The organism is Streptomyces sp. UW30, from assembly GCF_008042075.1.
Lineage (GTDB): Bacteria > Actinomycetota > Actinomycetes > Streptomycetales > Streptomycetaceae > Streptomyces.
Map to the genome: position 1 here is coordinate 504,000 of NZ_RDBN01000033.1, position 25,230 is coordinate 529,229.

Here is a 25,230-nt window from a genome sequence, read left to right on the forward strand (position 1 = left end):
ACGTGACCACACAGACCGAGGTGCCGCAGCGGCGCGGCACGCCCCAGGACTCGGGCTCCACCCCGGTCATCTCCGTGCGCAGGCTGTGGAAGGTGTTCGGCCCGAAGGCCGACCAGGTGCCGGAATCCGAGGAGTTGTGCGGCCTCACCCGCCGCGAGCTGATGGACCGCACCGGCTGTACCGCCGCCGTACGCGACGTGCACTTCGACGTCTCGCCCGGCGAGGTCTTCGTCGTCATGGGCCTGTCGGGCTCCGGCAAGTCCACCCTGGTGCGCTGTCTGACCCGGCTGATCGAACCCACCGCCGGCGAGGTCGTCTTCGAGGGCGAGGACATCCGCAAGGCCGACGCGGGGCGCCTGCGCGACCTGCGGCGCCGCAAGTTCTCCATGGTCTTCCAGCACTTCGGTCTGCTGCCCCACCGCCGCGTCGTCGAGAACGTGGCGTTCGGTCTGGAGATCCGGGGCATGGGCAGGGCCGAGCGCGTCAAGCGGGCCCAGGAGGTCGTCGAACTGGTCGGCCTCGCCGGCTACGAGAACTCCTACCCCGACCAGCTCTCCGGCGGCATGCAGCAACGCGTCGGCCTGGCCCGGGCGTTGGCCGGAGACCCGGACGTCCTCTTCTTCGACGAGCCGTTCTCGGCACTCGACCCGCTGATCCGCCGGGACATGCAGAACGAGGTCATCCGGCTGCACCACGAGGTCGGCAAGACGATGGTGTTCATCACCCACGACCTCTCCGAGGCCCTCAAGCTGGGCGACCGCATCCTCATCATGCGCGACGGCAAGATGGTCCAGTGCGGCACCGGCGACGAACTCGTCGGCGCCCCGGCGGACGACTACGTCCGCGAGTTCGTCAAGGACGTCCAGCGCGCCGATGTGCTGACCCTGCGCTGGATCATGCGCCCGCCGGCGGACGGCGACGCCCTGGACGGCCCCGAGCTGGGACCGGACGTCGTGGTACGGGAAGCCACCCGGGCCGTGCTGGCCGCCGACAAGCCGGTCAAGGTCGTCGAGAACGGCAAGCTGCTCGGCATCGTCGGCGACGAGGAGATCCTCGCCGTGGTCGCCGGGACGGAAGGCGACGCGTGATGACCGTCACCGTCGAGAAACCCGAGAAGACCACAAGCGTCGAGCAACCCGCCCCCGCCAAGGGCGCGTTCAAGGTCTCCCGGTCCATGGTCGTGGCCGCGATATTCGTCGTCTGGCTCGTGCTGTTCGCCGTCCTGCGCGGAAAGCAGACCCTGTCCCTGGCCGCGGCCGACCTCACCGATCTGCACCGGTGGTTCAACGACGTCAACGACTCGATCGGCGCGAACCGCAACTCCAACCCGCTCTTCCTGTACTTCTTCAACGAGATCCGGCTCGTCATCGACTCCCTGGTCACCTTCGTCCAGGAGCTGATCTCCCAGCCGGGCGCCGACCGCCCCGTCCCGCAGATCGGCTGGCTCGGTGTCGTCGGCATCGCCGGCTATGTCTCCTGGGCCGTGGGCAACTGGCGGGTCGCGCTGCTGGCGGTGGCCGGCTTCACCTTCCTGGGCCTGCAGGGCCTGTGGCAGGAGAGCATGGACACCCTCGCGCTCATCGTCTGCGCCGTGTTCGTGGCGCTGCTGTTCGCGATCCCGCTGGGAATCTGGGCGGGGCTGTCCGACCGGTTCAACCGGATCATGACGCCCTTCCTGGACTTCATGCAGACGATGCCGACCTTCGTCTACCTGGCCCCGCTGACCCTGTTCTTCCTCATCGGCCCGGCCWCCGCCACCATCGCCACGCTCATCTACGCGGCGCCGCCCGCGATCCGTATCACCGCGCACGCCATCCGCTCCGTGCCGGCGACCACGGTCGAGGCGGCCGACTCGCTGGGGGCCACCCGACGGCAGACCCTGATGAAGGTGCTGCTGCCGATGTCCAAGCGGACCGTGGTCATGGGCGTCAACCAGACCATCATGGCCGCCCTGGCCATGGTGACCATCGCCGCCCTGATCGACGCGCCCGGCCTCGGCAAGACCGTCGTGCAGGCCCTGCAGTCGCTCGACGTCGGCACCGCCTTCAACGCGGGCCTCGCCATCGTCGTCATGGCCATCGTGCTGGACCGCGTCACCACCGCGGCGAGCGGACGCGAGGAGGCGGCCCGGCGCTCGAAGAACCGCTTCCAGACCTGGCGCCGCCCGCTCCTCGGGGCGGGCGCGGCGCTCACGGTGGTCCTGATCTACCTCTCCCACACCTATCTGTGGGCGGCGGAGTTCCCCGGCGAGGGAGGCACCGGCAGCGCCATCTCCAGTGGCGCCGACAGCGTGACCACCTGGGCACAGGACAACCTGTCCGGTCTCACCAACGCGATCCGCGACGCCATCACCAACGGTCTGCTCAACCCCTTCCAGACACTGCTCACGGACTCCCCGTGGTGGCTCGTCGGCGCGGCCCTGATCGCGCTCGGCGTCGTCCTCGGCGGCTGGCGCGCCGGCATCACCACGGCGGTGTGCGTGGGCCTGCTGGTCGCCACCGGCGTCTGGTCCGACAGCATGACGACCCTTGCGTCGACCGTTGTCGCCACGGTGCTCGTGATGCTGCTCGGCACCGGCTTCGGCGTGTGGATGGGACGCAGCGCCCTCGTCGACCGGCTGCTGCGGCCCAGCCTGGACGCGGCCCAGGTCATGCCGCCGTTCGTCTATCTGGTGCCGTTCCTCGCGCTGTTCGGCGCGACCCGCTTCACGGCGATCGTCGCCGCCGTCGTCTATGCGGCCCCCGTCGCCATGAAGATCATCGCGGACGGGGTGCGGAACGTGCCCGCGACCACCGTGGAGGCGGCCACCGCCGCCGGGTGCAACACCTGGCAGATCATCACCAAGGTCCAGCTGCCGATGGCGCGCAGCGCCCTGACGCTCGCGACCAACCAGGGCCTGATCTACGTCCTTGCGATGGTCGTGGTGGGCGGCCTGGTGGGGGCGGGTGCCCTCGGCTACGACGTCGTGGCCGGCTTCTCCCAGGGACAGCTGTACGGGAAGGGACTCGCCGCGGGGCTCGCCATCGTCCTTCTCGGCGTCATGTTCGACCGGATCACTCAGGCTGCGGCTCGCCGCACCAGCGCATAAGGAGCACCACACCATGGCAAGACACTGGCGGGCCGGGGCGGCCGCGATAGCGGTCCTCGGCCTCACCCTCACCGCATGCGGCGGCGCGAAGGTCGGCGACGACTCCGCGGGCTCCGGCGGCTCGGGCGACTCCGGCAAGTGCGGCACCTTCAACCTCGCGGTCAACCCGTGGGTGGGCTACGAGGCCAACGCGGCGGTCGTCGCCTACGTCGCGGAACACGACCTCGGCTGCAAGGTCACCCAGAAGGACCTGAAGGAAGAGATCGCCTGGCAGGGATTCGGGACCGGCGAGGTCGACGCGGTCATCGAGAACTGGGGCCACGACGACCTGAAGAAGAAGTACATCACCGACCAGAAGACGGCCGTCGAGGCCGGCGCGACCGGCAACAAGGGGCTCATCGGCTGGTACGTGCCGCCGTGGCTGGCCAAGGAGCACCCCGACATCACCGACTGGAACAACCTCGACAAGTACGCGGCCGAGTTCAAGACGTCCGAGTCCGGCGGCAAGGGCCAGCTCCTCGACGGCGACCCGTCGTTCGTCACCAACGACGAGGCGCTGGTGAAGAACCTGAAGCTGGACTACAAGGTGGTGTACGCGGGCAGTGAGACCGCGCTCATCCAGGCCTTCCGCAAGGCGGAGAAGAACAAGGAATGGGTGATCGGCTACTTCTACGAGCCGCAGTGGTTCATGTCCGAGGTACCGCTCGTCAAGGTCAAGCTGCCCGAGTACAAGGAGGGTTGCGACGCCGACACGGAGAAGGTGAACTGCGACTACCCCGTGTACGAGCTGGACAAGATCGTCAGCGCGAAGTTCGCCAAGTCGGGCAGCCCGGCCTATGACCTGGTGAAGAACTTCACCTGGACCAACGACGACCAGAACGTCGTGGCGAAGTACATCGCCGTGGACAAGATGGCCCCCGAGGCGGCGGCCAAGAAGTGGGTCGAGGCCAACCGCGACAAGGTGGACGCCTGGATCAAGTAGGCCCTACACGGATGCCCGGTGGGCGGTGCGCACGGGACGCGCACCGCCCACCGGGCATTGCCGTTTCCGGGCGCGTTTCCCGAGGTCGCGGACCCCTTGACACCCACCTGCACGCCAGGCACATTGAGTTGCGCAACCTGAATCACGTTGCGTACGAAGCAACTGAACCGGAGGTGCGGCGATGGCGGGACCCCGAGTGGTCATCATCGGAGCGGGAGTTGTCGGTGCGGCCCTCGCGGACGAGATCTCCGCGCGAGGCTGGACCGAGGTGACCGTGGTCGACCAGGGCCCGCTCCCCGCCACCGGGGGCTCCAGCTCGCACGCCCCGGGCCTGGTCTTCCAGACGAACTCCTCCAAGACCATGACCGAACTGGCCCGCTACACCGTCGAGAAGTTCTGCTCCCTCGAAGTCGACGGCAAGCCCTGCTTCCTCCAGGTCGGCGGCCTCGAAGTGGCCACCAGCCCCGAGCGCCTCACGGAACTGCACCGCCGCCACGGCTGGATCACCGCCTGGGGCATCGAGTCCCGTCTGCTGACCCCCGACGAGTGCGTCGAGCAGCACCCGCTGGTCAACCGCGACCGGGTCCTCGGCGGCCTCCTGGTCCCCACCGACGGCCTCGCCAAGGCGGTCCTCGCCGTCGAGGCCCAGATCCGCCGGGCCACCGAGCGAGGCGTGCGCTTCCTCGCCCGGCACGAGGTCCTCGACGTGCTGCGGGCCGACGGCGAGGTGACGGGCGTCCTGACCGACCAGGGCGAGATCCCCGCCGACATCGTCGTGTGCTGCGCCGGCATCTGGGGCCCGAAGATCGCCCGCATGGCCGGCATGAACCTCCCGCTCACCCCGCTCGCCCACCAGCTCGCCTGGACCGGCCCCGWCCCGGCCCTCGCCGGTCAGACGCAGGAGGCGGTCCGCCCGATCCTGCGCCACCAGGACGCCGACCTCTACTACCGCGACCGCTTCGACGGCATCGGCATCGGCTACTACGGCCACCGCCCGATGCCGATCTCCGCCGACGAGATCCTCTCCGTCGACGAGGCCGACGACATGCCGTCCGTCCTGAAGTTCACCGAGGAGGACTTCGAGCCGGCCTGGACCGAGACCCAGTCCCTCCTCCCCGCGACGCGCGAGGCGAAGGTCGAAGAGGGCATCAACGGCCTGTTCTCCTTCACCACCGACAACTTCCCGCTGCTCGGCGAGTCCCCGGACGTCAAGGGCTTCTGGGTCGCCGAGGCAGTCTGGGTCACCCACTCCGCGGGCGTGGGCCGGGCCATGGCCGAATGGCTGGTCGACGGCCACTGCTCGTCCTTCGACCTGCACGAGTGCGACGTCAACCGCTTCGAGCCGCACCAGCTGTCCCCGGAGTACGTCCTGGCCCGCGACTGCCAGAACTTCGTGGAGGTCTACGACATCCTCCACCCCCTCCAGCCCTCCGGGGACCCGCGCCCGATCCGCACCAGCCCCTTCCACCCCCGCCAGCAGGAGCACGGCGCGTTCTTCCTGGAGGCGAACGGCTGGGAGCGCCCGCAGTGGTACGAGGCCAACGCCCCCCTCGTCGAAGGCCGCAGCATCCCCACCCCCAACGACTGGGCCGCGCAGTACTGGACGCCCATCGTCGGCGCCGAGGCGCAGGCCACCCGCGAGACGGTCGCCCTGTACGACATGACGGCCCTCAAGCGCCTGGAGGTCAGCGGCCCCGGGTCCGCGCAGCTCCTGGAGCGCCTGTGCTCCGGCAAGGTCGCCAAGTCCGTCGGCTCGGTCACGTACACCCTGCTCCTCGACCACGACGGCGGCATCCGCAGCGACGTCACCGTCGCGCGCCTCGGCCGTGATCTCTTCCAGGTCGGCGCCAACGGCAACCTCGACCTCGACTGGTTCACCCGCCACCTCCCGGCCGACGGCACGGTCCAGGTCCGTGACATCACCCCGGGCACCTGCTGCATAGGCCTGTGGGGCCCGCTGGCCCGCAAGGTCCTGCAGCCCCTGACCGACGAGGACTTTTCCAACGACGGTCTGAAGTACTTCCGCGCCAAGCGCGCCCACATCGGCAGCGTCCCGGTGACGGCGATGCGGCTGTCCTACGTCGGCGAACTCGGCTGGGAGCTCTACACCACCGCCGACCAGGGCCTGAAACTGTGGGACACCCTGTGGCAGGCGGCCCAGCCGCTCGGCGGCGTCATCGCAGGCCGCGGAGCCTTCAACAGCCTGCGCCTGGAGAAGGGTTACCGCTCCTTCGGCACCGACATGACCTACGAGCACGACCCCTACGAGGCCGGCGTCGGCTTCGCCGTCAAGCTCGACAAGGACGACTTCATCGGCAAGGCGGCGCTGGAGCGCCGTAGGTCCGACGTGCGGCGCAAACTGACCTGCCTCACCATCGACGACCCCTGGTCGGTCGTCATGGGCAAGGAGCCGGTGTACGACGGCGACCGCGCGGTCGGCTATGTCACCAGCGCCGCCTACGGCTACACCATCGGCAAGGGCATCGCCTACGCATGGCTCCCGGCCGAGCTCACCACCCCCGGCCAGGCCGTGCACATCGGCTACTTCGACCGGCGCGTCGAGGCGGTCGTCACCGAGGAGCCCCTGTTCGACCCCACCATGTCCCGCCTCCGTGGCTGACACCCAGCGTCGCCGCCCAGGGAAGGAACACCGAAGGTGAACGCACAGCTGCTCGACGGCAAGGCGACCGCCGCTGCCATCCGCCGCGAACTCGCCGAGCGCGTCGCCAAGTTGACCGCCACGGTCGGCCGGCCCCCGGGCCTCGGCACCGTCCTGGTCGGCGACGACCCCGGCAGCCACGCCTACGTCGCCGGCAAGCACCGCGACTGCGCCCAGGTCGGCATCGCCTCCCTGCGCAGGGACCTGCCCGCCGACGCCTCGCAGCGGCAGGTCGAGGAGACCATCGACGAGCTCAACGCCGACCCGGACTGCACCGGTTACATCGTCCAGCTCCCGCTCCCGCGCCACCTGGACGCGGGCGCCGTCCTGGAACGCATGGACCCGGCGAAGGACGCCGACGGCCTGCACCCCGTCAACCTCGGCCGGCTCGTCCTGGGCGTCGAGGCCCCGCTGCCGTGCACCCCGCGCGGCATCGTCGAACTGCTCCGCCGCCACGACGTACCGCTCGCCGGAGCACGGGTGTGCGTGATCGGCCGGGGCATCACGGTCGGACGCCCGATCGGTCTCCTCCTGACCCGCCGCTCCGAGAACGCCACCGTCACCCTGTGCCACACCGGCACGAAGGGCCTGGCCTGGCACACACGCGAGGCGGACATCGTCATCGCGGCCGCCGGCTCGCCCGGACTGATCACCAAGGACATGCTGCGCCCCGGCGCGGCGGTCCTCGATGTCGGCATCACCCGCACCGCCGACGGGCTGGCCGGCGACATACACCCGGAGGCCGCGGCGGTCGCCGGATGGCTCGCGCCCATGCCGGGCGGCGTGGGCCCCATGACCCGCGCCATGTTGCTGGCCAACGTCGTCGAGGCCGCCGAGAGGAACGCGAACACCGTATGAACCTGTCCCTGCCCAAGGGCGGAGCCGTCCGATGAGCCCCCGCACGCCCGGCGCCGACCTCCCCGAACACCCCGACTGGCTGTGGCGCACCCCGGAGCCGAAGCGGTCGTACGACGTGGTGATCGTCGGCGGCGGCGGACACGGCCTGGCCACCGCCCACTATCTGGCGAGGAACCACGGCATCACCAATGTCGCCGTGCTGGAGAAGGGCTGGCTCGCGGGCGGCAACATGGCCCGCAACACCACGATCATCCGCTCCAACTACCTCTGGGACGAGAGCGCCGGCATCTACGAGCATGCGCTGAAGCTGTGGGAGGGGCTGGCGGAGGAGCTCGACTACCCGATCCTGTTCTCCCAGCGAGGCGTGCTGAACCTGGCCCACAGCCTCCAGGACGTCCGTGACAGCGTGCGCCGCGTGGAGGCGAACCGCCTCAACGGCGTGGACGCGCAGTGGCTCGACGCGGACGGCGTGAAGGAAGTCTGCCCGATCGTCAACACCTCCCCGGACGTGCGCTACCCGGTCCTGGGCGCCACCTACCAGCCCCGCGCCGGCATCGCCAAGCACGACCACGTGGCCTGGGGCCTCGCCCGCTCCGCCGACGCCGCCGGCATCGACATCATCCAGAACTGCGAGGTCACGGGCCTGGACCTGGCCGGCGGCCGGGTGGTCGGCGTCCGGACGAACCTGGGCCCCATCGCGGCGGGCAAGGTGGCCCTGTGCTCGGCCGGCCACACCTCGGTCCTCGCCGCCATGGCCGGCATCGAACTCCCCCTCCAGAGCCACCCCTTGCAGGCCCTGGTCTCGGAGCTCCTGGAGCCGGTCCACCCCACGGTCGTCATGTCCAACGCCGTCCACGTATACGTCAGCCAGGCGCACAAGGGCGAACTGGTCATGGGCGCGGGCATCGACGCGTACAACTCCTACACCCAGCGCGGCGCCTTCCACATCATCGAAGAGCAGATGTCGGCGGCCCTCGAACTCTTCCCCGTCTTCGCCCGTGCCCACGTCCTGCGCACCTGGGGAGGGATCGTCGACGTCAGCCCGGACGCCTCGCCGATCATCGGCCTCAGCCCGGTCGACAACCTCTACCTCAACTGCGGCTGGGGAACGGGCGGCTTCAAGGCCACCCCGGGCGTCGGCTGGGTCTACGCCCACACCATCGCCAACGACACCCCGCACGGCCTGAACGCCCCCTTCTCGCTCGACCGTTTCACCACCGGCGCGCTCGTCGACGAGCACGGCGCGGCCGCGGTGGCCCACTAGGACCACTGGACGCTTTGGGAGCCGATCCATGCTGCTCATCCCCTGCCCGTGGTGCGGGCCCCGCGACGAGGCCGAGTTCCACTACGGCGGCCAGGCCCACGTGCCGTACCCGCAGGACCCGGCGTCCCTCACCGACAAGGAGTGGGCCGGATACCTCTTCTTCCGCGACAACCCCAAGGGCCCCTTCGCGGAACGCTGGACCCACGCGGCGGGCTGCCGCCGCTGGTTCAACGCGGTACGGGACACGTCCACGAATGAGATCCTGACGGTGTACCGATCGGGCGAGGAACGTCCGGTCACATCCCAGCCGAGCCAGGTACTTCCAGCCCGTCCGGCGTTTGAGGACGAGGCCCGTTCAGGGCCGACGGGGGTCCAGGGGGCAGAGCCCCCTGGCGGGGTCGAAGGGGCGGAGCCCCTTCAGGACGGGAAGGGCAGGGGCGGCGGGGGCGAGACATTCCGACACCCCACCCGCGGCAGGATCGACCGCGACACCCCCCTCACGTTCACCTTCGACGGCACCGAATACCAGGGCTACCGAGGCGACACCCTCGCGTCGGCCCTCCTCGCCAACGGCGTCATCCAGGCAGGCACCAGCATCAAGCTCGGCCGCCCGCGAGGCATCTTCTCCGCCGGCGCCGAAGAACCCAACGCGGTCGTCCAGATCGAGGCACCCTTCCCCGAGCCGATGCTCCCCGCGACGACGGTCGAGCTGTACGACGGCCTGGCCGCAAGCAGCCTCCCCGGCCAGGGCCGCCTGGCCACGGAACCCGACCCGGCCCGCTACGACGCCGTACACGCCCACTGCGACCTGCTCGTCGTGGGCGCGGGCCCCGCAGGCCTCGCCGCCGCAGCCGCGGCAGCGACAAGCGGCGCCCGCGTCATCCTGGCCGACGACCAATCGGAGCCCGGCGGCAGCCTCCTCGGTACCGGCGAGCACCTCGACTGGGTGGCGGACGTCGCCGGACGACTCGCCACCGCCCCCGAGGTACGCGTCCTGCCCCGCACCACCGTCTTCGGCCACTACGACGACAACCACCTCCTCGCCGTCGAACGCCGCACCAACCACCTCGGCGCCGCCGCCCCCGCAGGCGTCGCCCGCGAACGCGTCTGGCGCATCCGCGCCCGCCGAGTCGTCCTCGCCACCGGCGCCCACGAACGCTCACTCGCCTTCGCGGACAACGACCGCCCCGGAGTGATGCTGGCCGCCTCGGCCCGTGCGTACGTCAACCGCCACGGCGTCCTGCCCGGCCGCCACGCGGTCGTCTTCACCACCAACGACAGCGCCTACGCCGCGGCCCTGGACCTCACCACGGCCGGCCTGGCCGTCACGGCCATCGTCGACACCCGTCCCGAACCGGGGGAGTGGGCCGAGCGCGCGCGGGCGGCCGGCATCGAGGTGCTGGCCGGGCACGCGGTCATCGGCACCCAGGGCGAGGCACGCGTCACCGCCGTGACCGTCGCCCCCTACGGAGAGTCCGTGGGGCGGCGGGAGTTCGCCGCCGACCTGCTGCTGGTCTCCGGCGGCTGGAACCCGGTGGCGCACCTGTTCAGCCAGTCCGGCGGCACACTGCACTACGACGAGGCGCTCGGCTCCTTCGTCCCCGACGGCGGCCGCCAGGCGGTCGAGGTCGCGGGCGCCGCGAGCGGCGTATTCGACCTGGCCACGGCCCTGGCGCAGGGCGCGGCGGCAGGCGCCCGTGCCGTCGAGGCCGAGGGTTACCCGCCCGAGACGCCCCGCCTCCCGGCGCCGGRCGCGCAACCGCGGCGTACGCCGCCCATGCACGTGTACGTCGTCCCGGGTGACGCGGACGCCCCGCGCTTCGTCGACCTCCAACGCGACGTCACCGTCGACGACCTGACCCGCGCGACCGGCGCCGGCCTGCGCTCGGTCGAGCACACCAAGCGCTACACCACGGCCGGCACGGCCAACGACCAGGGCAAGACCTCCGGCGTCCTGGCCAGTGGCATCGTCGCCGAGCTGCTCGGCGTGGACATCTCGGAACTCGGCACGACCACGTTCCGCCCGCCCTACACGCCGGTCTCCTTCGCCGCCCTCGCAGGCCGTGACCGCGGAGCGCTCAGCGACCCGGTCCGTACGACCGCCCTCCACGCGTGGCACGTCGCGCGCGGCGCCCTGTTCGAGAACGTCGGCCAGTGGAAGCGCCCCTGGTACTACCCGCAGGACGGCGAGGACATGGAGGCCGCCGTACTGCGTGAGTGCCGGGCGACCCGCGAGAGCGTGGGCTTCATGGACGCCTCCACCCTCGGCAAGATCGACGTACAGGGCCCGGACGCGGCCGCCTTCCTCGACCGGCTCTACACCAACATGATGAGCACCCTGAAGGTCGGCATGATCCGCTACGGCGTCATGTGCCGCCCGGACGGCATGGTCTTCGACGACGGCACGGTCATCCGCGTCGCCCAGGACCGTTTCCTGGTCACCACGACGACGGGCAACGCGGCCGCCGTACTGGACTGGATGGAGGAGTGGCACCAGACGGAGTGGCCCGAGCTGAAGGTCCACTGCACATCGGTGACCGAGCAGTGGGCCACGATCGCCCTGGTCGGCCCGAAGTCCCGCGACGTACTCGGCACGCTCGCACCCCAACTGGCCGTGGCCAATGTCGACTTCCCGTTCATGGCCTGGCGCGGGACGACCGTCGCCGGCATCGCGGCCCGGGTCTGCCGGATCAGCTTCTCCGGTGAACTCGCCTACGAGATCAACGTGTCACCGTGGCAGGCACTCGCCCTGTGGGAGGCGGTGCACGAGGCGGGTGCCCCGTACGGCATCACCCCGTACGGCACCGAGACCATGCATGTCCTGCGGGCCGAGAAGGGCTACCCGATCATCGGCCAGGACACCGACGGCACCGTCACCCCCCAGGACCTCGGCATGAGCTGGGTGGTGTCGAAGAAGAAGCGCGACTTCATCGGCAAGCGCTCCCACGCCCGCGCCGACACCGCCCGCCCCGACCGCAAGCACCTGGTCGGCCTCCTCCCCGACGACCCGGGCACCTTCCTCCCGGAGGGCACGCATCTGATCGCCGAGGGCGTGCTGCCGATCCCGCCCGTCCCGATGCTCGGCCACGTCACCTCCAGCTATCGCAGCGCGGCCCTCGGCCGGACGTTCGCGCTCGCCCTGATCAAGGGCGGCCGGGACCGCATGGGCGAGCGGCTGTACGCCCCCGTGGGCGACCAACTGGTCCCCGTGACCGTCGCAAGCCCCGTCCTCTACGACCCCGAGGGAGCCCGCCGCGATGGCTGACAACGCCCCGACCGTCCCGCTCCGCAGCCCCTTGTCGCCGGTCGCGGATCGCCTTGCCGCCGTGACCCGTAGCTCCCGGGGCGCGATCCGGCTGGCCGAACTCCCCTTCCTCACCCAGCTCAATGTGCGCCTCGACGCCAAGGGAGCCGCGGCGGAAGCCGTCGGCCTGGCGCTGGACCTCCAGCTGCCCCTCCAGCCGAACACCGTCGTCCGCGCGGGGGAGTTGACCGCGCTGTGGCTCGGCCCGGACGAATGGCTCCTGGTGGGACCGCCGGGCGGCGAACGGGACCTGGAGAGCCGGATCCGGGAGGCGGCGGGGGACGAGCCGGTCTCGGTCACCGACGTCTCCGCACAACGCACCACGCTGCTGGTGACCGGCCCCCGCGCCCACGATCTGCTGGCCCACGGCTGTTCCCTGGACCTGCATCCGCGGTCCTTCGGCTCCGGGCACTGCGCCCAGACGACACTGGGCCGCACTCAGGTCGTACTGGTCGCCCGGGACGAACCCAGGGCCGGATTCTGGGTGTTGGTGCGTGCGTCGTTCGCCGGCTATCTGGCCGACTGGCTGCTCGACGCGGCGACGGAGTACGTCTGAGCGTCATGCGATGTGACGTTCAGCGCGTTCGGCGCGTCAGTCCGTGAACCCGTCGCGCACGTTGTCGAAGACAGGACGGTACGTGTCCCACTGGGCGTCCGGTGCCGACAGGTAGATGTCGTACTCCCGGCCGCCCGCGGTGCCGTAGCCGAGGTCGATGGCCCGGAAGCCGCGGGCGCGGCCCTGGAAGGTGAACTCCCACACCGCGGCCGGCTTGTCCCTGAACGTGGTCTTCTGCAGGCGCAGCCTGCGGTACGTGGGGTAGTTGGCCTTGGTGTTCGCCTCGATGTCCTTGAAGTGCTCGACGGGGTGCGAGCCGGCCGGGTCCACCATGCCGATGGTGAGGCCGGCCAGGCCGGTCGGGTCGGTATACGTGACCTCGTCGGTCGCGCCCTTCCTCAGCTTCCAGCCCTTCGGCACGGGGAACGAGACGCCGAGCCGCTCGTCGCGGACCAGGCGGTAGCCGTCGGGGACGGGGGAGGGCGAGGCGGACCGGGTCGGCGTCGAGATCGCGGCGTCACCGTCGCCTCGGTGCGACGTGACGTAGAGCGTGCCGGCCGCGGTGAACGCCGCCAAGGTGACCGCGACGGCCACCAGAGCGCGGCGCCCTCGCCTCCGGCCCCGGCGGCTGCCCTTCCCGGGCGCGGGCTGGGGCGGCGCCGCGACCGGCATGCCCTCGGGACGGTCATCCGCCACGGCGACCGGCCGGGTGGTCGTCGAGCCGCCGGACCGGGCGGCGTGCAGGGCCCGCTCCGTCTGCTCCGCCGTGGGCCGGTCCTCGGGGTCCTTCGCCAGCAGGACCTCGACCAGCGGTTCCAGCGGACCGGCCCGGCGCATCGGCTCCAGCGGGTCGACGGCGATGGCGTACGCGGTCTCCATGGCCGTGTCCCGACGGTAGGGCGGGCGCCCTTCGAGCGCCTGGTAGAGCGTCGCGCCCAGCGACCACAGATCGGAGGACGGGCCGGGCTTGTGTCCGCGGATGCGCTCCGGGGCCATGAAGTCGATGGAGCCGACCATCTCGCCGGTCTGCGTGAGCGTCGACGCGCCCGCGGTCTGCGCGATACCGAAGTCGGTGAGGACCACCCGGCCGCCGGCGCCGAGCAGGACGTTGCCCGGCTTGATGTCGCGGTGCAGGACTCCGGCGGCGTGCGCGGCCCGCACGGCCGCGATCATGCCCAGCCCGATACGGGCGGTCTCCCCGGGCGGCAGGGTGCGGCCGTGCTTGAGGACGTCGCCGAGGGTCGGCGCGGGCACGTACTCCATGACGATGCAGGGCCGTCCGTCGTCCTCGACGACGTCATGCACCACGACCACGTTCGGGTGGACCACCCGGGCGGCGCTGCGTGCCTCGCGGCGCGTGCGCTCGTAGAGCGTGGCGACCTCCGCGTCGGACAGGTGCGGCTGCGGGTGGAGCCGCTTGAGCGCGACCCGGCGGGCGAGCACCTCGTCCTTGGCCAGCCACACCGTGCCCATACCGCCGCTGCCGACGCGCTCGACAAGCCGGTATCGCCCGGCGACCAGCCGTCCCTCGTCCGCCACAGCCCTGTCCTCCGCCTGCTCTGCCCCTCTTCGTCACACTTCGCCCTGCACAGTAGCCGACGTCCCTGAGAGGTCCGCAGGCCGCCGTCAGCCCGTCCGCGCCGGGATGCGCAGGCTCACCTCGTAGCCGCCGTCGGCCGTGGGACCGGACTCGAACGTGCCGCCCAGGAGCTCGGCGCGCTCCCTCAGGCCGACCAGGCCCTGCTGGGAACCGGGCAGCGGCAGTGAGGGGCGGGCCGGCGGTGTGTTGGTGATGGTCACGCCGAAGGCGTCGCCGTCGTCGGCGTGCCACAGCCCGACGACCGCAGTGGCGCCGGGGGCGTGCTTGCGGACGTTGGTGAGGGCCTCCTGGACGGTTCGGTAGACGGCGCGCTGCGCGGTGGAGCTGACGTCGGGAGGCGGGTCACCGGTCAGCTCCGCGTCGATGCCGCTGGTCGTGACCAGTTTGTGCAGGTCGGCGAGGGTCGGCTGAGGGGTGAGCTCGGTGGCCCGGCCACCGGAGGCCCGCAGCAGCGTGACCATGTGCCGCAGTTCGTCGAGGGTGTCGACACTCAGGGAGCGGATGGTGCGGGCGCCCTCCTTGAAGTCCGGGTCCTTCGCGGCGACTTGGAGGGCACCGGCCTGTACGGCGATCAGGCTGACCTGGTGGGAGACGACGTCGTGCATCTCGCGGGCGAGCTGGGCGCGTTCCCGGGCGAGGACGGCCTGCGAGTGCAGCAGCCGCTCGTGCTCACGCGCATCCTCGATCTCGACGAGACGCCGGGCCAGGTCCCGGCGGGCCTGGACGAGCTGGCCCAGCAGCACGGGGGCCGCGGCCGTGGCCAGCGTGTAGAAGAAGTAGACCAGGGTCCAGGTGCGGTCGTACGAGGTGAGGTCGCTCAGCGGCCAGGGCGCGGCGGAGGCGACCGCGAACAGCACGGCGCAGACGCCGAGCAGACGCCGGTCGCGGGACCGTTCGGCCAGGGTGAACAGGGCCGCGAACGGGGCGAACACGATGTCCAGCATGAGGCTGGCCGGGAGGGTCAGCAGGAACACCGGCAACGGGAAGCGCCGCCGCACCACGAGCGCGACACAGGCCAGCGCGGCCATCGCCACGACGAGACGGCTCTCGTCCTCCAGGCTGACCAGGGCGTCCACGACGGCGACCGCGACGACCACCAGGTCGATCACCGGATCGGGGATCCGCGCCCACCACGCCCTGGCCGCGGTCATCGCCCTGATCCCGGGCGGCGCTGCCCCTCGTCGTCGAGCAGTCCGGCCCGCTGCGCGAGCAGCGCCGCCTGCACCCTGCCCCCGACCCGCAGCTTGGTGAGGATCGCGCTGACGTGGTCCTTGACGGTGCCCGCGCTGAGGTGGATGCGGGCGCCGATGTCGGCGTTGGACAGTCCTTCCGCGATCAGCACGAGCACCTCGCGCTCGCGGTCGGTGAGCCTGCCGACGCGCGCGGTCTCCTCGTCGTCGACGGCCGCGGCCCCCGGGTGGCTCTGCCAGACGGCGCGGGACGCCTTCGGCGACATCACGACCCCGCCCGCGGCCAGGGTGCGCACGAGCTGGGCGAGCTGGTCGGGCTCGGTGTCCTTGAGCAGGAAGCCGGCCGCGCCGGAGCGCAGCGCGGTGAGGATGTACTCGTCGGCGTCGAAGGTCGTCAGCATCGCCACCACCGGCGGCTCCGCAAGGGCGCGCAGCTGCCCCAGCACGGTCAGCCCGTCCACGTCCGGCATCCGGATGTCCAGCAGCACGACGTCGGGACCCTCCCGCCGTACGGTGTCGACCGCCTCGGCGCCGACCGCGGTCGCGACGACCTCGATGTCGTCGGCCGCGCTCAGGATCAACTCGAAGCCGGAGCGCACCAGCGCCTCGTCGTCCACCACCATGACCCGGATCACGTGCGCTCCGCCTCGTCGTCGTTGTGCGTACGTCTCAGGCCGCACGTCGGTGTCGATTGTCACCGCTTCGACGGTAGAGCGGGAAACGCCTGGTGAGGCGGGCCGACGGGACACTCCCGCCACCCGGGGGGTGGGTTCCCGCCGTACGGGGGACGCGCGGTGACCGGCCGACGGGGTCGTTCCGGAAGAGCGAGGGATGGTCCCCACGAGCGCGTACCGGGTCTCCTGGGAGACCGGCCTTTGTGCCCGCAACCCCACTCCCGAGGAAGGCTCTCATGTCCATGTCCCCCGCCCTGCGACGAGTCGCGGTACAGCCGAACGTGTTGTTCGGAGGTGTGTACGGGGCCGTACTGGCCAGCTCGTTGGTCGCCGCGCTCACGCAGTACGGGGAGACGGCACGTGAGGAGCGGCTCTACGACGCCCGGTGGCTGCTGATCACGGCCGTCGCCTCGGCCCTGGCGCACGGATACGCGCACCTCATCGCCCGGCGCGGCGACACCGCCCGACGCGGCGTGCCCGGCGCACTGCGGGCACTGGCCGGCGAATGGCCGCTCGTGGTGGCCACCCTGCCCACGCTGGTGATCCTGCTCGGCGCGGGCTGGGGCTGGTGGCGCTCCGCCGGCATCGAGTACGTGGCCTTCGGCTTCAACATCGCCCTCCTCTTCGCCTGGGGCCTGTCCACCGCCCGCGCCCGCGGCCGGACCTGGCGCGCGGCACTCGCGATCGGCTGCGCGGACGCGCTGCTGGGCGTGGTCGTGGTGGTCGCCAATGCCCTGATCAAGTAGCGCGCGACGCCACCGGCCGGGCCGTGTCCGGCGGGGCGCGACGCCATCGGTCGGGTCTCTGTCCGGCAGGGGGTCGACCCGCCGGGTGGCGGGGGAGGACCGGACGGTCGCCGGATACTGCGGGCCCGGGCCGATCGCCAGCGTGGAGGCATGACCCAGAACGCAGACGACTCCGTGCTCGCGGCGCCGACCGTGCCCCGTCCCGGGACGGTCCGGACCACACCCGCCGGGCCCGCGCAGAGCCCACCGTCCTCGACCGGCCGCCTCATCGGCGTCGACCTGGCGCGCGGGCTCGCGGTCTTCGGCATGTACGCGGCCCACGTCGGCCCCGACCCGTCCCAGGGCGGCTTCACCGGCCACGTCATGGAGCTGGCGCACGGCCGCGCCTCCGCGCTGTTCGCCTTCCTCGCCGGCTTCTCGATCATGCTGATGACCGGCCGCCGTACCCCGAAGACGGGCCGCGCGGGCCGCCAGGCGGTCGCCAAGGTGGTGATCCGGGCACTCGTCCTGCTGGCGCTGGGCACCGCGCTGACCATGATCGGCACCTCCGTCGAGGTGATCCTCGCCTTCTACGGCCTGTACTTCCTGCTCGTCCTGCCGCTGCACCGGCTCGGCGCCCGCGCGCTGGCGATCATCGCCGCCGCCGGTGCACTGGTGCTGCCACAGATCCTGTACGTCGTCCAGCACGCGCTGCCCGCGGACGGCGCCGCCGGCATCTGGGCCTGGCCCGCGGACGCCGACGGCATCGTCTCGCTGCTGTTCACGGGCAGCTACCCGGCTCTGACCTGGATCCCCTTCGTCATCGCCGGCATGGCCGTGGCCCGGCTGGACCTCGCCGCCACCGCCGTCCGCGTACGCCTCGCACTCACCGGTGTCCGCCTCGCTGTACTCGGTTACGCCGGCTCCTGGCTGGCCCTTCATCTGGTCCCCGGCGCCATGTCGCGGCTGAGCGAGGTCAGTTGGGGCGGTGGCAGCACGGTCTCGTCGGCCTGGTGGTCCGACACCTGGGGTTACCCCGACGGCAGCACCCCGGCCGGGCTCCTGGTCGCCTCGCCGCACAGCGAGACGACCCTGTCGATCGTGGCCAACACCGGGGTTGCCATCGCGGTCCTGGTCGGCTGCCTCGCCGCCGTGGACGCCTTCCCCCGCTTCCACCGCCTCGCCCGCCCGGTGATCGCGGTCGGCTCGATGTCCCTGACCGCCTATGTCCTCCACATAGCCGCCATCCGTTTCCTCGGCATCGAGGAACTGCCCGGACCCGCCCTCCATGTGCTGCTCGGCTTCATCGCGGCCATGACCGTGTTCGCCGCCCTCTGGTCACGCCGCTTCCGCCGCGGCCCCCTGGAGTGGCTGCTCGGAAAGGCCACCAAGCCCGCCGAACTGATCCGATGACCCACCGATCGGCAATTCCGATGGCCATAGGTCGAGAACATTCGCTGGACCGACTGCACGTGCCCGTCGGACCCTGATCCTGTGTCCGACAACCGTTCCCCCCTTCACGCACCGCCATGGATCGTGCGCACCGGCGCCCGCACATGGCGGTGCGCACCGGCACCGACCGAGGTGCGCGCCTTCCATGCCGCACTGCCCGGCCACTCACCCACCCCACTGATCGAACTACCGCAACTGGCAACGGAGTTGGGGGTGGGCCGGGTCTTCGTCAAGGACGAGTCGTGCCGTCTGGGGCTGCCCGCGTTCAAGGTGCTGGGCGCGTCCTGGGCGATCCACCGCACCCTCGCCGAGCACGCCGACGGCGCTGAAGAGCCCGGCCCCGTCACCCTGGTGGCCGCCACCGACGGCAACCACGGCCGGGCCGTGGCCCGCGTCGCACGCCTGCTCGGGCAGCGCGCCCACATCTTCGTCCCGCAGGGCGTGCACCCGGCGGCGGTGGCCGCCATCGCCGCCGAACAGGCGCAGGTCACCGAGGTATCCGGCCCGTACGACGAGGCCGTACGCCGCGCCGCCGAGGCGGCCGACGCGCCGCACACCGTCCTGGTCCAGGACACCGCCTGGCCCGGCTACGAGCGGATCCCCGGCTGGATCGTCGAGGGCTACGCCACCCTCTGCGCCGAGATCGACGAGCAACTGGCGGCTCACGGGGTCGCCGCGGGCCCCGACCTCGTCGCCGTGCCGGTGGGCGTGGGGTCGCTGGCCCAGGCCGTCGTCACCCACTACCGCAGCCGCCCCCGCGGGCGGGCTCCCGCGCTGCTGTCGGTGGAACCGGAGAACGCGGCCTGCGTCCTGCACAGCCTCGCCCTCGGCGAACCCGTCAGCGTCACCACCGGCGAGACCATCATGGCCGGGCTGAACTGCGGAACCCCGTCCAGCATCGCCTGGCCGTACCTGTACGGCGGGCTGGACGCCGCGGTCGCCGTCCCCGACGCCGACAGTGCCCGCGCCGCCGACCGCCTCGCCGCCCTCGGCGTCAACTCGGGCCCCTGCGGAGCCGCCACGCTCGCCGGGACACGGGCGGTCCTCACCGGCACGGGATGCGCGGAGCGCCGTACGGCACTGGGACTCGACGTGACCTCGGTGGTCGTACTGCTCAGCACCGAGGGCACGGCAGCCAACCCGCACTCCAATCCTGTTGCCTGACCCTCGGGCCGGTCACGTCGCGCGGTAGCGGAGCCGCAGGAAAGTGCCCTCCGGGAAACGCAGTTGAGGCGTCTCGCGTCAGCCCCCGAGCACGGGCAGCGCGAGTCCGCAGCGGACGGGGTGTGCGTGAGCGGGATCGAGGGCGTTGCTGACGAGTTGGGCCGCGTTGGTGTCGTACGCCAGCGACAGGTGGTCGGCGAGGTCCTGCTTGCAGATCTGCTGGATCAGGATGTTCCGCACGGTCGCGCCCGGTCCCGCGGTCAGGAAGTTGTTCCGGTACGGGGTGGCGAACGCGTCGTACCGCGTGGCGATGACGGTGTAGCGGACGCCTGGCTGGGTGTCGCCGTCCCGGTCGAGCGTCCTGTTCATCCCGGAGCCGACCATCTGGTCCGACCAGGCCTGCCCGACGACGGCGGACACGGCGGGGTTGAGACCGAGCCGGGTCGTCAGCGTGCCGATGCCGGAGATGTTCCCGCCGTGGTTGGACGGAGCGAGGGCGACGAGGCTGCGCACCTTGTTCCGGTCGGGGTGCTTGGGGTTCGTGCCGCCCTCGAACCGCAGATACCAGCGGGGCGTGGGACCGCCGCCCTGGGAGTGTCCGACGATGTCGACCTGGCGGGCGCCGGTGGCCTTCAGGACGCGGTCGACGTAGCGGGCGACCTGCCGGGCCGAGTCCCGGACGGGACCGGTGGCCTGGAACGGACTGCCGGGCGGCCCACCGTAGTTGGGGGCGAAGACGCAGTATCCCTGCTGCTTCAGCCAGGGCGACATCATGCCCCAGTTGTTGAACGCGTTCGCCGCGGACCCGTGCAGCAGCACGACCGGGCGGGGGTGCTTGCGCGTGGGACGGCAACTCCAGTCGTTGGCCCCGGACGGAGGCGCTTGCGGGTGGAGGAGCCCTCCGGCCACGGCGGTGGTGACGTCGAGGATCCGGCTCAACGGCCGCGGCGGCGTCGGGTCCTCGGATGCTGCCGCCGCACCCCGGGGTCCGGCGGTCAGCGACAGGGCGAGGCCCGCGCAGACCGCGGCCCACCTGGCGCGCCGCCGGTTCCACCGGCTCCGGGAAACAATCCGATTCGACATCGGGCCACTCCTCATCTCATCGCCGGCCGGGCGCCGACGCGAAGATGATCGAGGAGCGGATCCGCACAGACCTCAACAGCCGCTCGCGGCACCTCATATGGAGCAGGCCGCTTTCATCCGTCCAGCCCAGGAATATCAAAGGCAATTCGCCGGGCGCGGGGGCCTCCTCGCGAGCGCGGTGCCTGGCCGGCCGTCCCTGCGCCTCAGTCGGTCGGTGCCCCGAGCCACAGCGCACGGATCTCCGGAGCCTCCCGCCCCTCGATGCCCTGCGCGAACAAGGTCAGGCCCGGCCAGCCCGGCGGTACCCAGAGCGCATCGGGGTCCCCGCCCGAGAAGGCGGGCCGGTCGCCGGCCCAGACGCGTCCCACGCACTCCCCGCCGGCCCACCCGGTCACCCGGACCTGCGTGGCCTCCAGTCGGATCAGGTAACCCTCCGGGGACGGCGGCAGGTCGACGTCGAGCCATGCCTCCTCACCCGGTTTCAGCGCCAACGGCAGCCGAACCTCCTCCGTGCGCCCCGGCCGGGCCGCGAACCGGGTCAGCAGCTCGTCGTTCTGCGCCGCGCACGACCAGTCCCGCACGGCCTCCAACGCGAGCAGCTCGGCGCGCAGGCCGGGGCCGCTGGGATGGTGCGGCAGGGTGACCGAGACCTGATGGGCGCCGGCGGGCAGCAGCACCCAGGGGTTCTCGGCGTGGACGGTCTCCGCTTCGCCGTCGTCCACGCTCACCCGCAGCGGTTGGACGACACCGCGCAGATGCAGCGCCGACGGGGTGGGGGAGTGCAGCGTACGGGTGTAGGTGACCGGCTCCGCGACGCGTGTGCTGCTCCAGCCGCCGAGCACCCGGGTGGGTGCGGGGTCCGCGGCCCAGTGCCCGTGCACGGTCCACAGCGCCGACACATCCGTCGTTCCCCGTACCTTCCACAGGGTGCCGAGGCCGCGCAGCGCGCCGATGCGCAGGGCGGGCAGACGGGCGTCGTCGAAGTTGGCGTGGCCCCAGATCTCCACCACGGCCTCGACCGCGACGCTGCCCGTCACGTCCCTGACGTCGACAAGCCGGGCCGCACCGAACCCGGCGATCGGCGGATGCGTCCGGCCCGCGACGGACAGGTCGACGATGTCCGCCGCGCCGGTGAGCAGCAGCTCCTCGACGTCGGTCAGATCCGTGGCGGTCCGGTAGACGCCCCGCCCCCGGTAGACCCTGAGCGACTCCAGCGTAGGCGGTAGCGCGTGCCGGCCGGCCGGCTCCTCCGGGGCGGCGTCGCATCGCCGCCGCACCTCGCGTACGGCGGTCGGCGCGGACTTGGCGGGCCGGTGCGGTGCGTCGGTCACGTGCACCGTGCCGTCGGCGTCGACCGACCGGAGCCGTGCGGCCCGCGCCGACGGCAGCACGACGAGCGTCACTCCCGCCACGGTCCTGCGCTCGGACACCGGGATCTCGGTCCGCGCTCCGTCCAGTACGACGGTGACCGGCACGTCGGACGAGAACACCAGCACCCCGTCCGCCGCCGCGACGAGATCCGCGGACGCGAGCGACAGGATCGCGTCGATGCCCCAGGGCCGCAGGGGCACGTCCACCGCCATCAGGGGGCACGATCCCGGCGCGACCGCGACGGGCACGCCCTCGACGACCGCCGTGCCCGGGTCCGTTCCGAGATGCGGTACGGCCACCAGCCGGCCGCCCTCGGGCATGTCCAGCGCCGACAGCTCGGAGCTGGTCGGGAAGTCGGCGTCCAGGTCCGAGAACGTCGTTTTCGCCAGGGCGAGTTGGTCCCCCCAGGTCTCGACGACCCGCGCCAGCACCTGCGCCTCGGCGAACTCCGGCCGCTGCGCGCCGGTCGACGTGACGTATCCGCCGAAGTCGTAGCCATGGCTCATGAAGTTGCCCGGCCGGCCCCAGTTGCCGCTGGACGGCGTGTACCCGAAGTTCCAGCCGGAGGACTGGAGATACGGCGCGATCAGCTTGGCGCCGCTCGCCAACAGCCGCCGCAGCGTACGGTGGCGCCGGTTCGTCTCGGTGATCAGCAGCGGCACCCCGCGCTCGGCGACCAGGGCGGCATAGCGGCCCACCTCGGCCTCGATGTCGGGGGAGTCGTCGTCCGGGTAGAAGTTGCAGGCCGGTACGACACCGTCCACGTCCCCGGTGGCGCCCGTGAGGTCGCCCTGGCCTGAGCAGGCGATCAGCGGGACCGTGATGCCGTGCCCGAGCGCCGCTTCACGCAGGGCGCTCACATAGCCCGCGCGGTCCGCGCAGTCGAAGAAGTCCAGCTCGTTCTCCAACTGCACCATGATGACCGGGCCGCCCGCCGGGTACTGCCGCTCGGCCAGCAACGGCAGCACCTGGTCGAACCACGCGGTGACCCGTTCCAGAAACCGGGGCTCGTTCTGACGGACCCTCAACTCGGCGTCGAGGCCGAGCCAGGCGGGCAGTGCGCCGCCGTCCCACTCGGAGCAGATGTACGGGCCCGGCCGCGCGACGACGTACAGGCCCGTCTCGTGGGCGAGGTCCAGGAAGGCCGCGACGTCCCGCCGGCCCTCGAAGGACCAGCGGCCGGGCGCCGYCTCGTGGAAGTTCCACGGCAGATAGACGTCGACGCAGGTGTACCCCGACGSCCGCACCTGTTCCAGCCGCTCGCGCCACTGCTCCCGGGGCAGCCGGAAGTAGAACAGCGAGGCGCACAGCAGGGTGCGCGGGCGGCCGTCGATCCACACGCCCCGGCCGTCGAGGCGGACGGCTTCGATGGTCTCCGTACGGTTCACTTCACTCCCGCGCTTCCGCCGCTGATGTCCATTTCGTACAGGTACTTCTGGCCCAGGTAGTAGATGACGATCATCGGAACCGCGAGCAGGATGGAGCCGACCATGACCAGGTTCCAGGGCGGCGCCTGCATCGCCGCCGATGTGCTGGTGATGTACTGCACGCCCAGGGCCAGCGGCATCTTCGACTCGTCGTTCAGATAGATCAGGGGGCCCATGAAGTCGCCCCAGGTGTGGGTGAGCGTGAAGATGCCGATGGCGATCAGCACCGGTCTGAGCATCGGGAACATGATCCGCCGGTAGATGCCGAAGAAGCCCAGGCCGTCCACCATCGCGGCCTCGTCGAGCTGGCTCGGCAGCCGGGAGACGAACTGGCGGACCAGGAAGATGTTGAAGGCGTTGGAGAAGAAGTTCGGCACGATCAGCGGCAGGAAGGTGTTCACCCAGCCCAGGTCCCGGAACAGGATGAACTGGGGGATCATCGTGATCTGCGTCGGGATCATCATCGTCGCGAGGACAACCAGGAACATCGTGCTCTTGCCCGGGGCCCGCAGACGGGCGAACGCGTAGCCGACGAGGCCGCTGGAGAGCACCTGCCCGACGACCGAGAACAGCGAGATGATCACCGAGTTGAGCAGGAAGGTACCCATCGGCAGCTCGGTGCCGAACACCCGGGAGAAGTTCTCCCAGTGGAACTCGCGCGGGATGATCGTGAACGTGTTGGCGTTCACGGTCGCGTCACTGGACAGCGCGATCGACCCGACGAACACCAGCGGCGTCGACAGGATCGCCGCCACGATGATCAGGGTGCCGTAGGTGAACGGGGTCGCGCGGAACGCCCGTACGGCAGAGGTCTGTTGGCCGTCTTGGCGTACTGACGTCACCACAGTGGCCATCACTTCACCTCGGTTTCGTAGAACACCCAGCGTCGGGTCGTTCGGAAGGCGATCACCGTGAAGACGAGGATCACGGCGAACAACAGCCATGAGATCGCCGACGCGTACCCCATGTGGTAGAAGCCGAAGGCCTGGTCGAACAGGAGCGGCACCATCGTCTGGGCCGAGTCGTAGGCTCCGCGGTTGCTCTTCGGGGTCAGGATGTAGACCTGCGCGAACACCTGGAACGCGTTGATCAGGCCCATGATCAGGTTGAAGAAGATGATGGGCGTCAGATGCGGCAGCGTGATGCTCCAGAACTGCCGGGCCGAGCCCGCCCCGTCGACCTCGGCGGCCTCGTACAGCTCCCGCGGGATGCCCTTCATCGCGGCGAGCAGCAGCACGGTCGCGCTGCCCGCGCCCCACGCCGACATCAGGATCAGCGCGGGCTTGACCCAGGGGCCGTCGATCAGCCACGCCGGGCCCGAGATGCCGACGAGGCCGAGGAAGTCGTTGACCGGGCCGGACSGGGCCAGCACCATCTTGAAGATCATCGCCGTGGCGACCAGGGGGACCAGCGTCGGCAGATAGATCAGGGTGCGGAACAACTTGCGGGCCCGCACCTGCTTGTTGAGCAGGTTCGCCAGCCACAGGCCGAGCACCAGGCCGAGCGGGACCGAGATCGCGGCGTAGTAGAAGGTGTTCCCCAGCGCCTTCCAGAAGGCCGGGTCGTCGGTCAGGAGCGTGACGTAGTTCTGGAAGCCGACCCACTGGGGCGGGGTGAAGGAGTCCCAGTCGGTCAGTGAGTAGTAGACCGACGCGATCATCGGGCCGAGCAGGAAGACCAGGAAGCCGATCGCCCACGGCGAGACGAACAGGTAGAAGGAGAGCGCCTCACGGCGTCGCCTCTTCGAGAGCTTCGGCTTCTTCGGTGACGCGGCCCCCTTAGCGACAGCCGGTGCGGTCGGCGGGGTCGGGGCCGTCGTGGTCGCCATCGCCC

18 protein-coding genes are annotated in these 25,230 nt (G+C 71.2%); 11 read left to right on the forward strand and 7 right to left on the reverse strand.

Annotation, left to right across the window (positions count from 1 at the left end):
* Positions 1–2 precede the first annotated feature (2 nt).
* The 8 genes from EAO75_RS17595 to EAO75_RS17630 all read left to right on the forward strand — a co-directional run bounded on the left by EAO75_RS17595 (position 3) and on the right by EAO75_RS17630 (position 12,711).
* Positions 3–1,088: a glycine betaine/L-proline ABC transporter ATP-binding protein gene (locus EAO75_RS17595; protein ID WP_147995987.1), complete on the forward strand. Its 1,086-nt coding sequence runs from the start codon at positions 3–5 to the stop codon at positions 1,086–1,088.
* Positions 1,088–3,088, forward strand: coding sequence for an ABC transporter permease (locus tag EAO75_RS17600; RefSeq protein WP_147995988.1), 2,001 nt, complete (start codon positions 1,088–1,090; stop codon positions 3,086–3,088). The genes EAO75_RS17595 and EAO75_RS17600 overlap by 1 nt, the downstream gene beginning before the upstream one ends.
* 13 nt (positions 3,089–3,101) lie before the next feature.
* Positions 3,102–4,070: an ABC transporter substrate-binding protein gene (locus EAO75_RS17605; RefSeq protein ID WP_147995989.1), complete on the forward strand. Its 969-nt coding sequence runs from the start codon at positions 3,102–3,104 to the stop codon at positions 4,068–4,070.
* A 181-nt stretch (positions 4,071–4,251) separates the two neighbouring features.
* Positions 4,252–6,690, forward strand: a complete 2,439-nt coding sequence (locus EAO75_RS17610; RefSeq protein ID WP_147995990.1) for an FAD-dependent oxidoreductase — start codon at positions 4,252–4,254, stop codon at positions 6,688–6,690.
* A 36-nt stretch (positions 6,691–6,726) separates the two neighbouring features.
* Complete coding sequence (locus tag EAO75_RS17615) at positions 6,727–7,587, forward strand: bifunctional methylenetetrahydrofolate dehydrogenase/methenyltetrahydrofolate cyclohydrolase (protein WP_147995991.1); 861 nt, start codon at positions 6,727–6,729, stop codon at positions 7,585–7,587.
* A 31-nt stretch (positions 7,588–7,618) separates the two neighbouring features.
* Positions 7,619–8,851 (forward strand): sarcosine oxidase subunit beta family protein, encoded by a 1,233-nt coding sequence (locus EAO75_RS17620; RefSeq protein WP_147995992.1) that lies wholly within the window; start codon positions 7,619–7,621, stop codon positions 8,849–8,851.
* Positions 8,852–8,879: 28 nt separating this feature from the next.
* A complete protein-coding gene (locus EAO75_RS17625) occupies positions 8,880–12,116 on the forward strand; it encodes a sarcosine oxidase subunit alpha family protein (RefSeq protein ID WP_147995993.1) in 3,237 nt (1,078 codons plus the stop codon).
* On the forward strand, positions 12,109–12,711 hold the full coding sequence (locus EAO75_RS17630; RefSeq protein ID WP_147995994.1) for a sarcosine oxidase subunit gamma: 603 nt from the start codon (positions 12,109–12,111) through the stop codon (positions 12,709–12,711). Before EAO75_RS17625 ends, EAO75_RS17630 begins: the two co-directional genes overlap by 8 nt.
* A 36-nt stretch (positions 12,712–12,747) precedes the next feature.
* On the opposite strand, the gene EAO75_RS17635 is transcribed toward EAO75_RS17630, so the two are convergent.
* From EAO75_RS17635 to EAO75_RS17645, 3 genes are all read right to left on the reverse strand, one after another.
* Positions 12,748–14,250 carry a serine/threonine-protein kinase gene (locus tag EAO75_RS17635; protein ID WP_147995995.1) on the reverse strand — a complete coding sequence of 501 codons (1,503 nt, stop codon included), beginning with the start codon at positions 14,248–14,250 and terminating at the stop codon, positions 12,748–12,750.
* A gap of 87 nt (positions 14,251–14,337) precedes the next feature.
* Positions 14,338–15,462, reverse strand: a complete 1,125-nt coding sequence (locus EAO75_RS17640; protein WP_147995996.1) for a sensor histidine kinase — start codon at positions 15,460–15,462, stop codon at positions 14,338–14,340.
* Positions 15,459–16,124: a response regulator gene (locus EAO75_RS17645; protein ID WP_147996057.1), complete on the reverse strand. Its 666-nt coding sequence runs from the start codon at positions 16,122–16,124 to the stop codon at positions 15,459–15,461. The genes EAO75_RS17640 and EAO75_RS17645 overlap by 4 nt, the downstream gene beginning before the upstream one ends.
* Before the next feature lie 287 nt (positions 16,125–16,411).
* On the opposite strand from EAO75_RS17645, the gene EAO75_RS17650 reads away from it, so the two are divergent.
* The 3 genes from EAO75_RS17650 to EAO75_RS17660 all read left to right on the forward strand — a co-directional run bounded on the left by EAO75_RS17650 (position 16,412) and on the right by EAO75_RS17660 (position 19,516).
* Entirely contained in the window at positions 16,412–16,921 is a 510-nt protein-coding gene (locus EAO75_RS17650) for a hypothetical protein (protein WP_147995997.1), read from the forward strand.
* A gap of 150 nt (positions 16,922–17,071) precedes the next feature.
* Positions 17,072–18,313 carry a DUF418 domain-containing protein gene (locus tag EAO75_RS17655; protein WP_147995998.1) on the forward strand — a complete coding sequence of 414 codons (1,242 nt, stop codon included), beginning with the start codon at positions 17,072–17,074 and terminating at the stop codon, positions 18,311–18,313.
* 81 nt (positions 18,314–18,394) lie between these two features.
* Positions 18,395–19,516, forward strand: a complete 1,122-nt coding sequence (locus EAO75_RS17660) for a diaminopropionate ammonia-lyase (RefSeq protein ID WP_147995999.1) — start codon at positions 18,395–18,397, stop codon at positions 19,514–19,516.
* 78 nt (positions 19,517–19,594) lie between these two features.
* Here the strand turns inward: EAO75_RS17660 and EAO75_RS17665 are convergent, their stop codons facing one another.
* The 4 genes from EAO75_RS17665 to EAO75_RS17680 form a co-directional block, all read right to left on the reverse strand.
* Positions 19,595–20,599: an esterase/lipase family protein gene (locus EAO75_RS17665; protein WP_147996000.1), complete on the reverse strand. Its 1,005-nt coding sequence runs from the start codon at positions 20,597–20,599 to the stop codon at positions 19,595–19,597.
* A 203-nt stretch (positions 20,600–20,802) separates the two neighbouring features.
* On the reverse strand, positions 20,803–23,358 hold the full coding sequence (locus EAO75_RS17670; RefSeq protein ID WP_147996001.1) for a beta-galactosidase: 2,556 nt from the start codon (positions 23,356–23,358) through the stop codon (positions 20,803–20,805).
* Positions 23,355–24,251 (reverse strand): carbohydrate ABC transporter permease, encoded by an 897-nt coding sequence (locus tag EAO75_RS47450; RefSeq protein WP_147996002.1) that lies wholly within the window; start codon positions 24,249–24,251, stop codon positions 23,355–23,357. The genes EAO75_RS17670 and EAO75_RS47450 overlap by 4 nt, the downstream gene beginning before the upstream one ends.
* Positions 24,251–25,225, reverse strand: coding sequence for a carbohydrate ABC transporter permease (locus tag EAO75_RS17680; RefSeq protein WP_147996003.1), 975 nt, complete (start codon positions 25,223–25,225; stop codon positions 24,251–24,253). Before EAO75_RS17680 ends, EAO75_RS47450 begins: the two co-directional genes overlap by 1 nt.
* Positions 25,226–25,230 lie beyond the last annotated feature (5 nt).

Coding starts and splice junctions, on each gene's coding strand:
- EAO75_RS17645 (WP_147996057.1), bottom strand. CDS start 16,124: ATGGTGGTGGACGACGAGGCGCTGGTGCGCTCCGGCTTCGAGTTGATC.
- EAO75_RS17650 (WP_147995997.1), top strand. CDS start 16,412: ATGTCCATGTCCCCCGCCCTGCGACGAGTCGCGGTACAGCCGAACGTG.
- EAO75_RS17640 (WP_147995996.1), bottom strand. CDS start 15,462: ATGACCGCGGCCAGGGCGTGGTGGGCGCGGATCCCCGATCCGGTGATC.
- EAO75_RS47450 (WP_147996002.1), bottom strand. CDS start 24,251: ATGGCCACTGTGGTGACGTCAGTACGCCAAGACGGCCAACAGACCTCT.
- EAO75_RS17655 (WP_147995998.1), top strand. CDS start 17,072: ATGACCCAGAACGCAGACGACTCCGTGCTCGCGGCGCCGACCGTGCCC.
- EAO75_RS17665 (WP_147996000.1), bottom strand. CDS start 20,599: ATGTCGAATCGGATTGTTTCCCGGAGCCGGTGGAACCGGCGGCGCGCC.
- EAO75_RS17605 (WP_147995989.1), top strand. CDS start 3,102: ATGGCAAGACACTGGCGGGCCGGGGCGGCCGCGATAGCGGTCCTCGGC.
- EAO75_RS17630 (WP_147995994.1), top strand. CDS start 12,109: ATGGCTGACAACGCCCCGACCGTCCCGCTCCGCAGCCCCTTGTCGCCG.
- EAO75_RS17620 (WP_147995992.1), top strand. CDS start 7,619: ATGAGCCCCCGCACGCCCGGCGCCGACCTCCCCGAACACCCCGACTGG.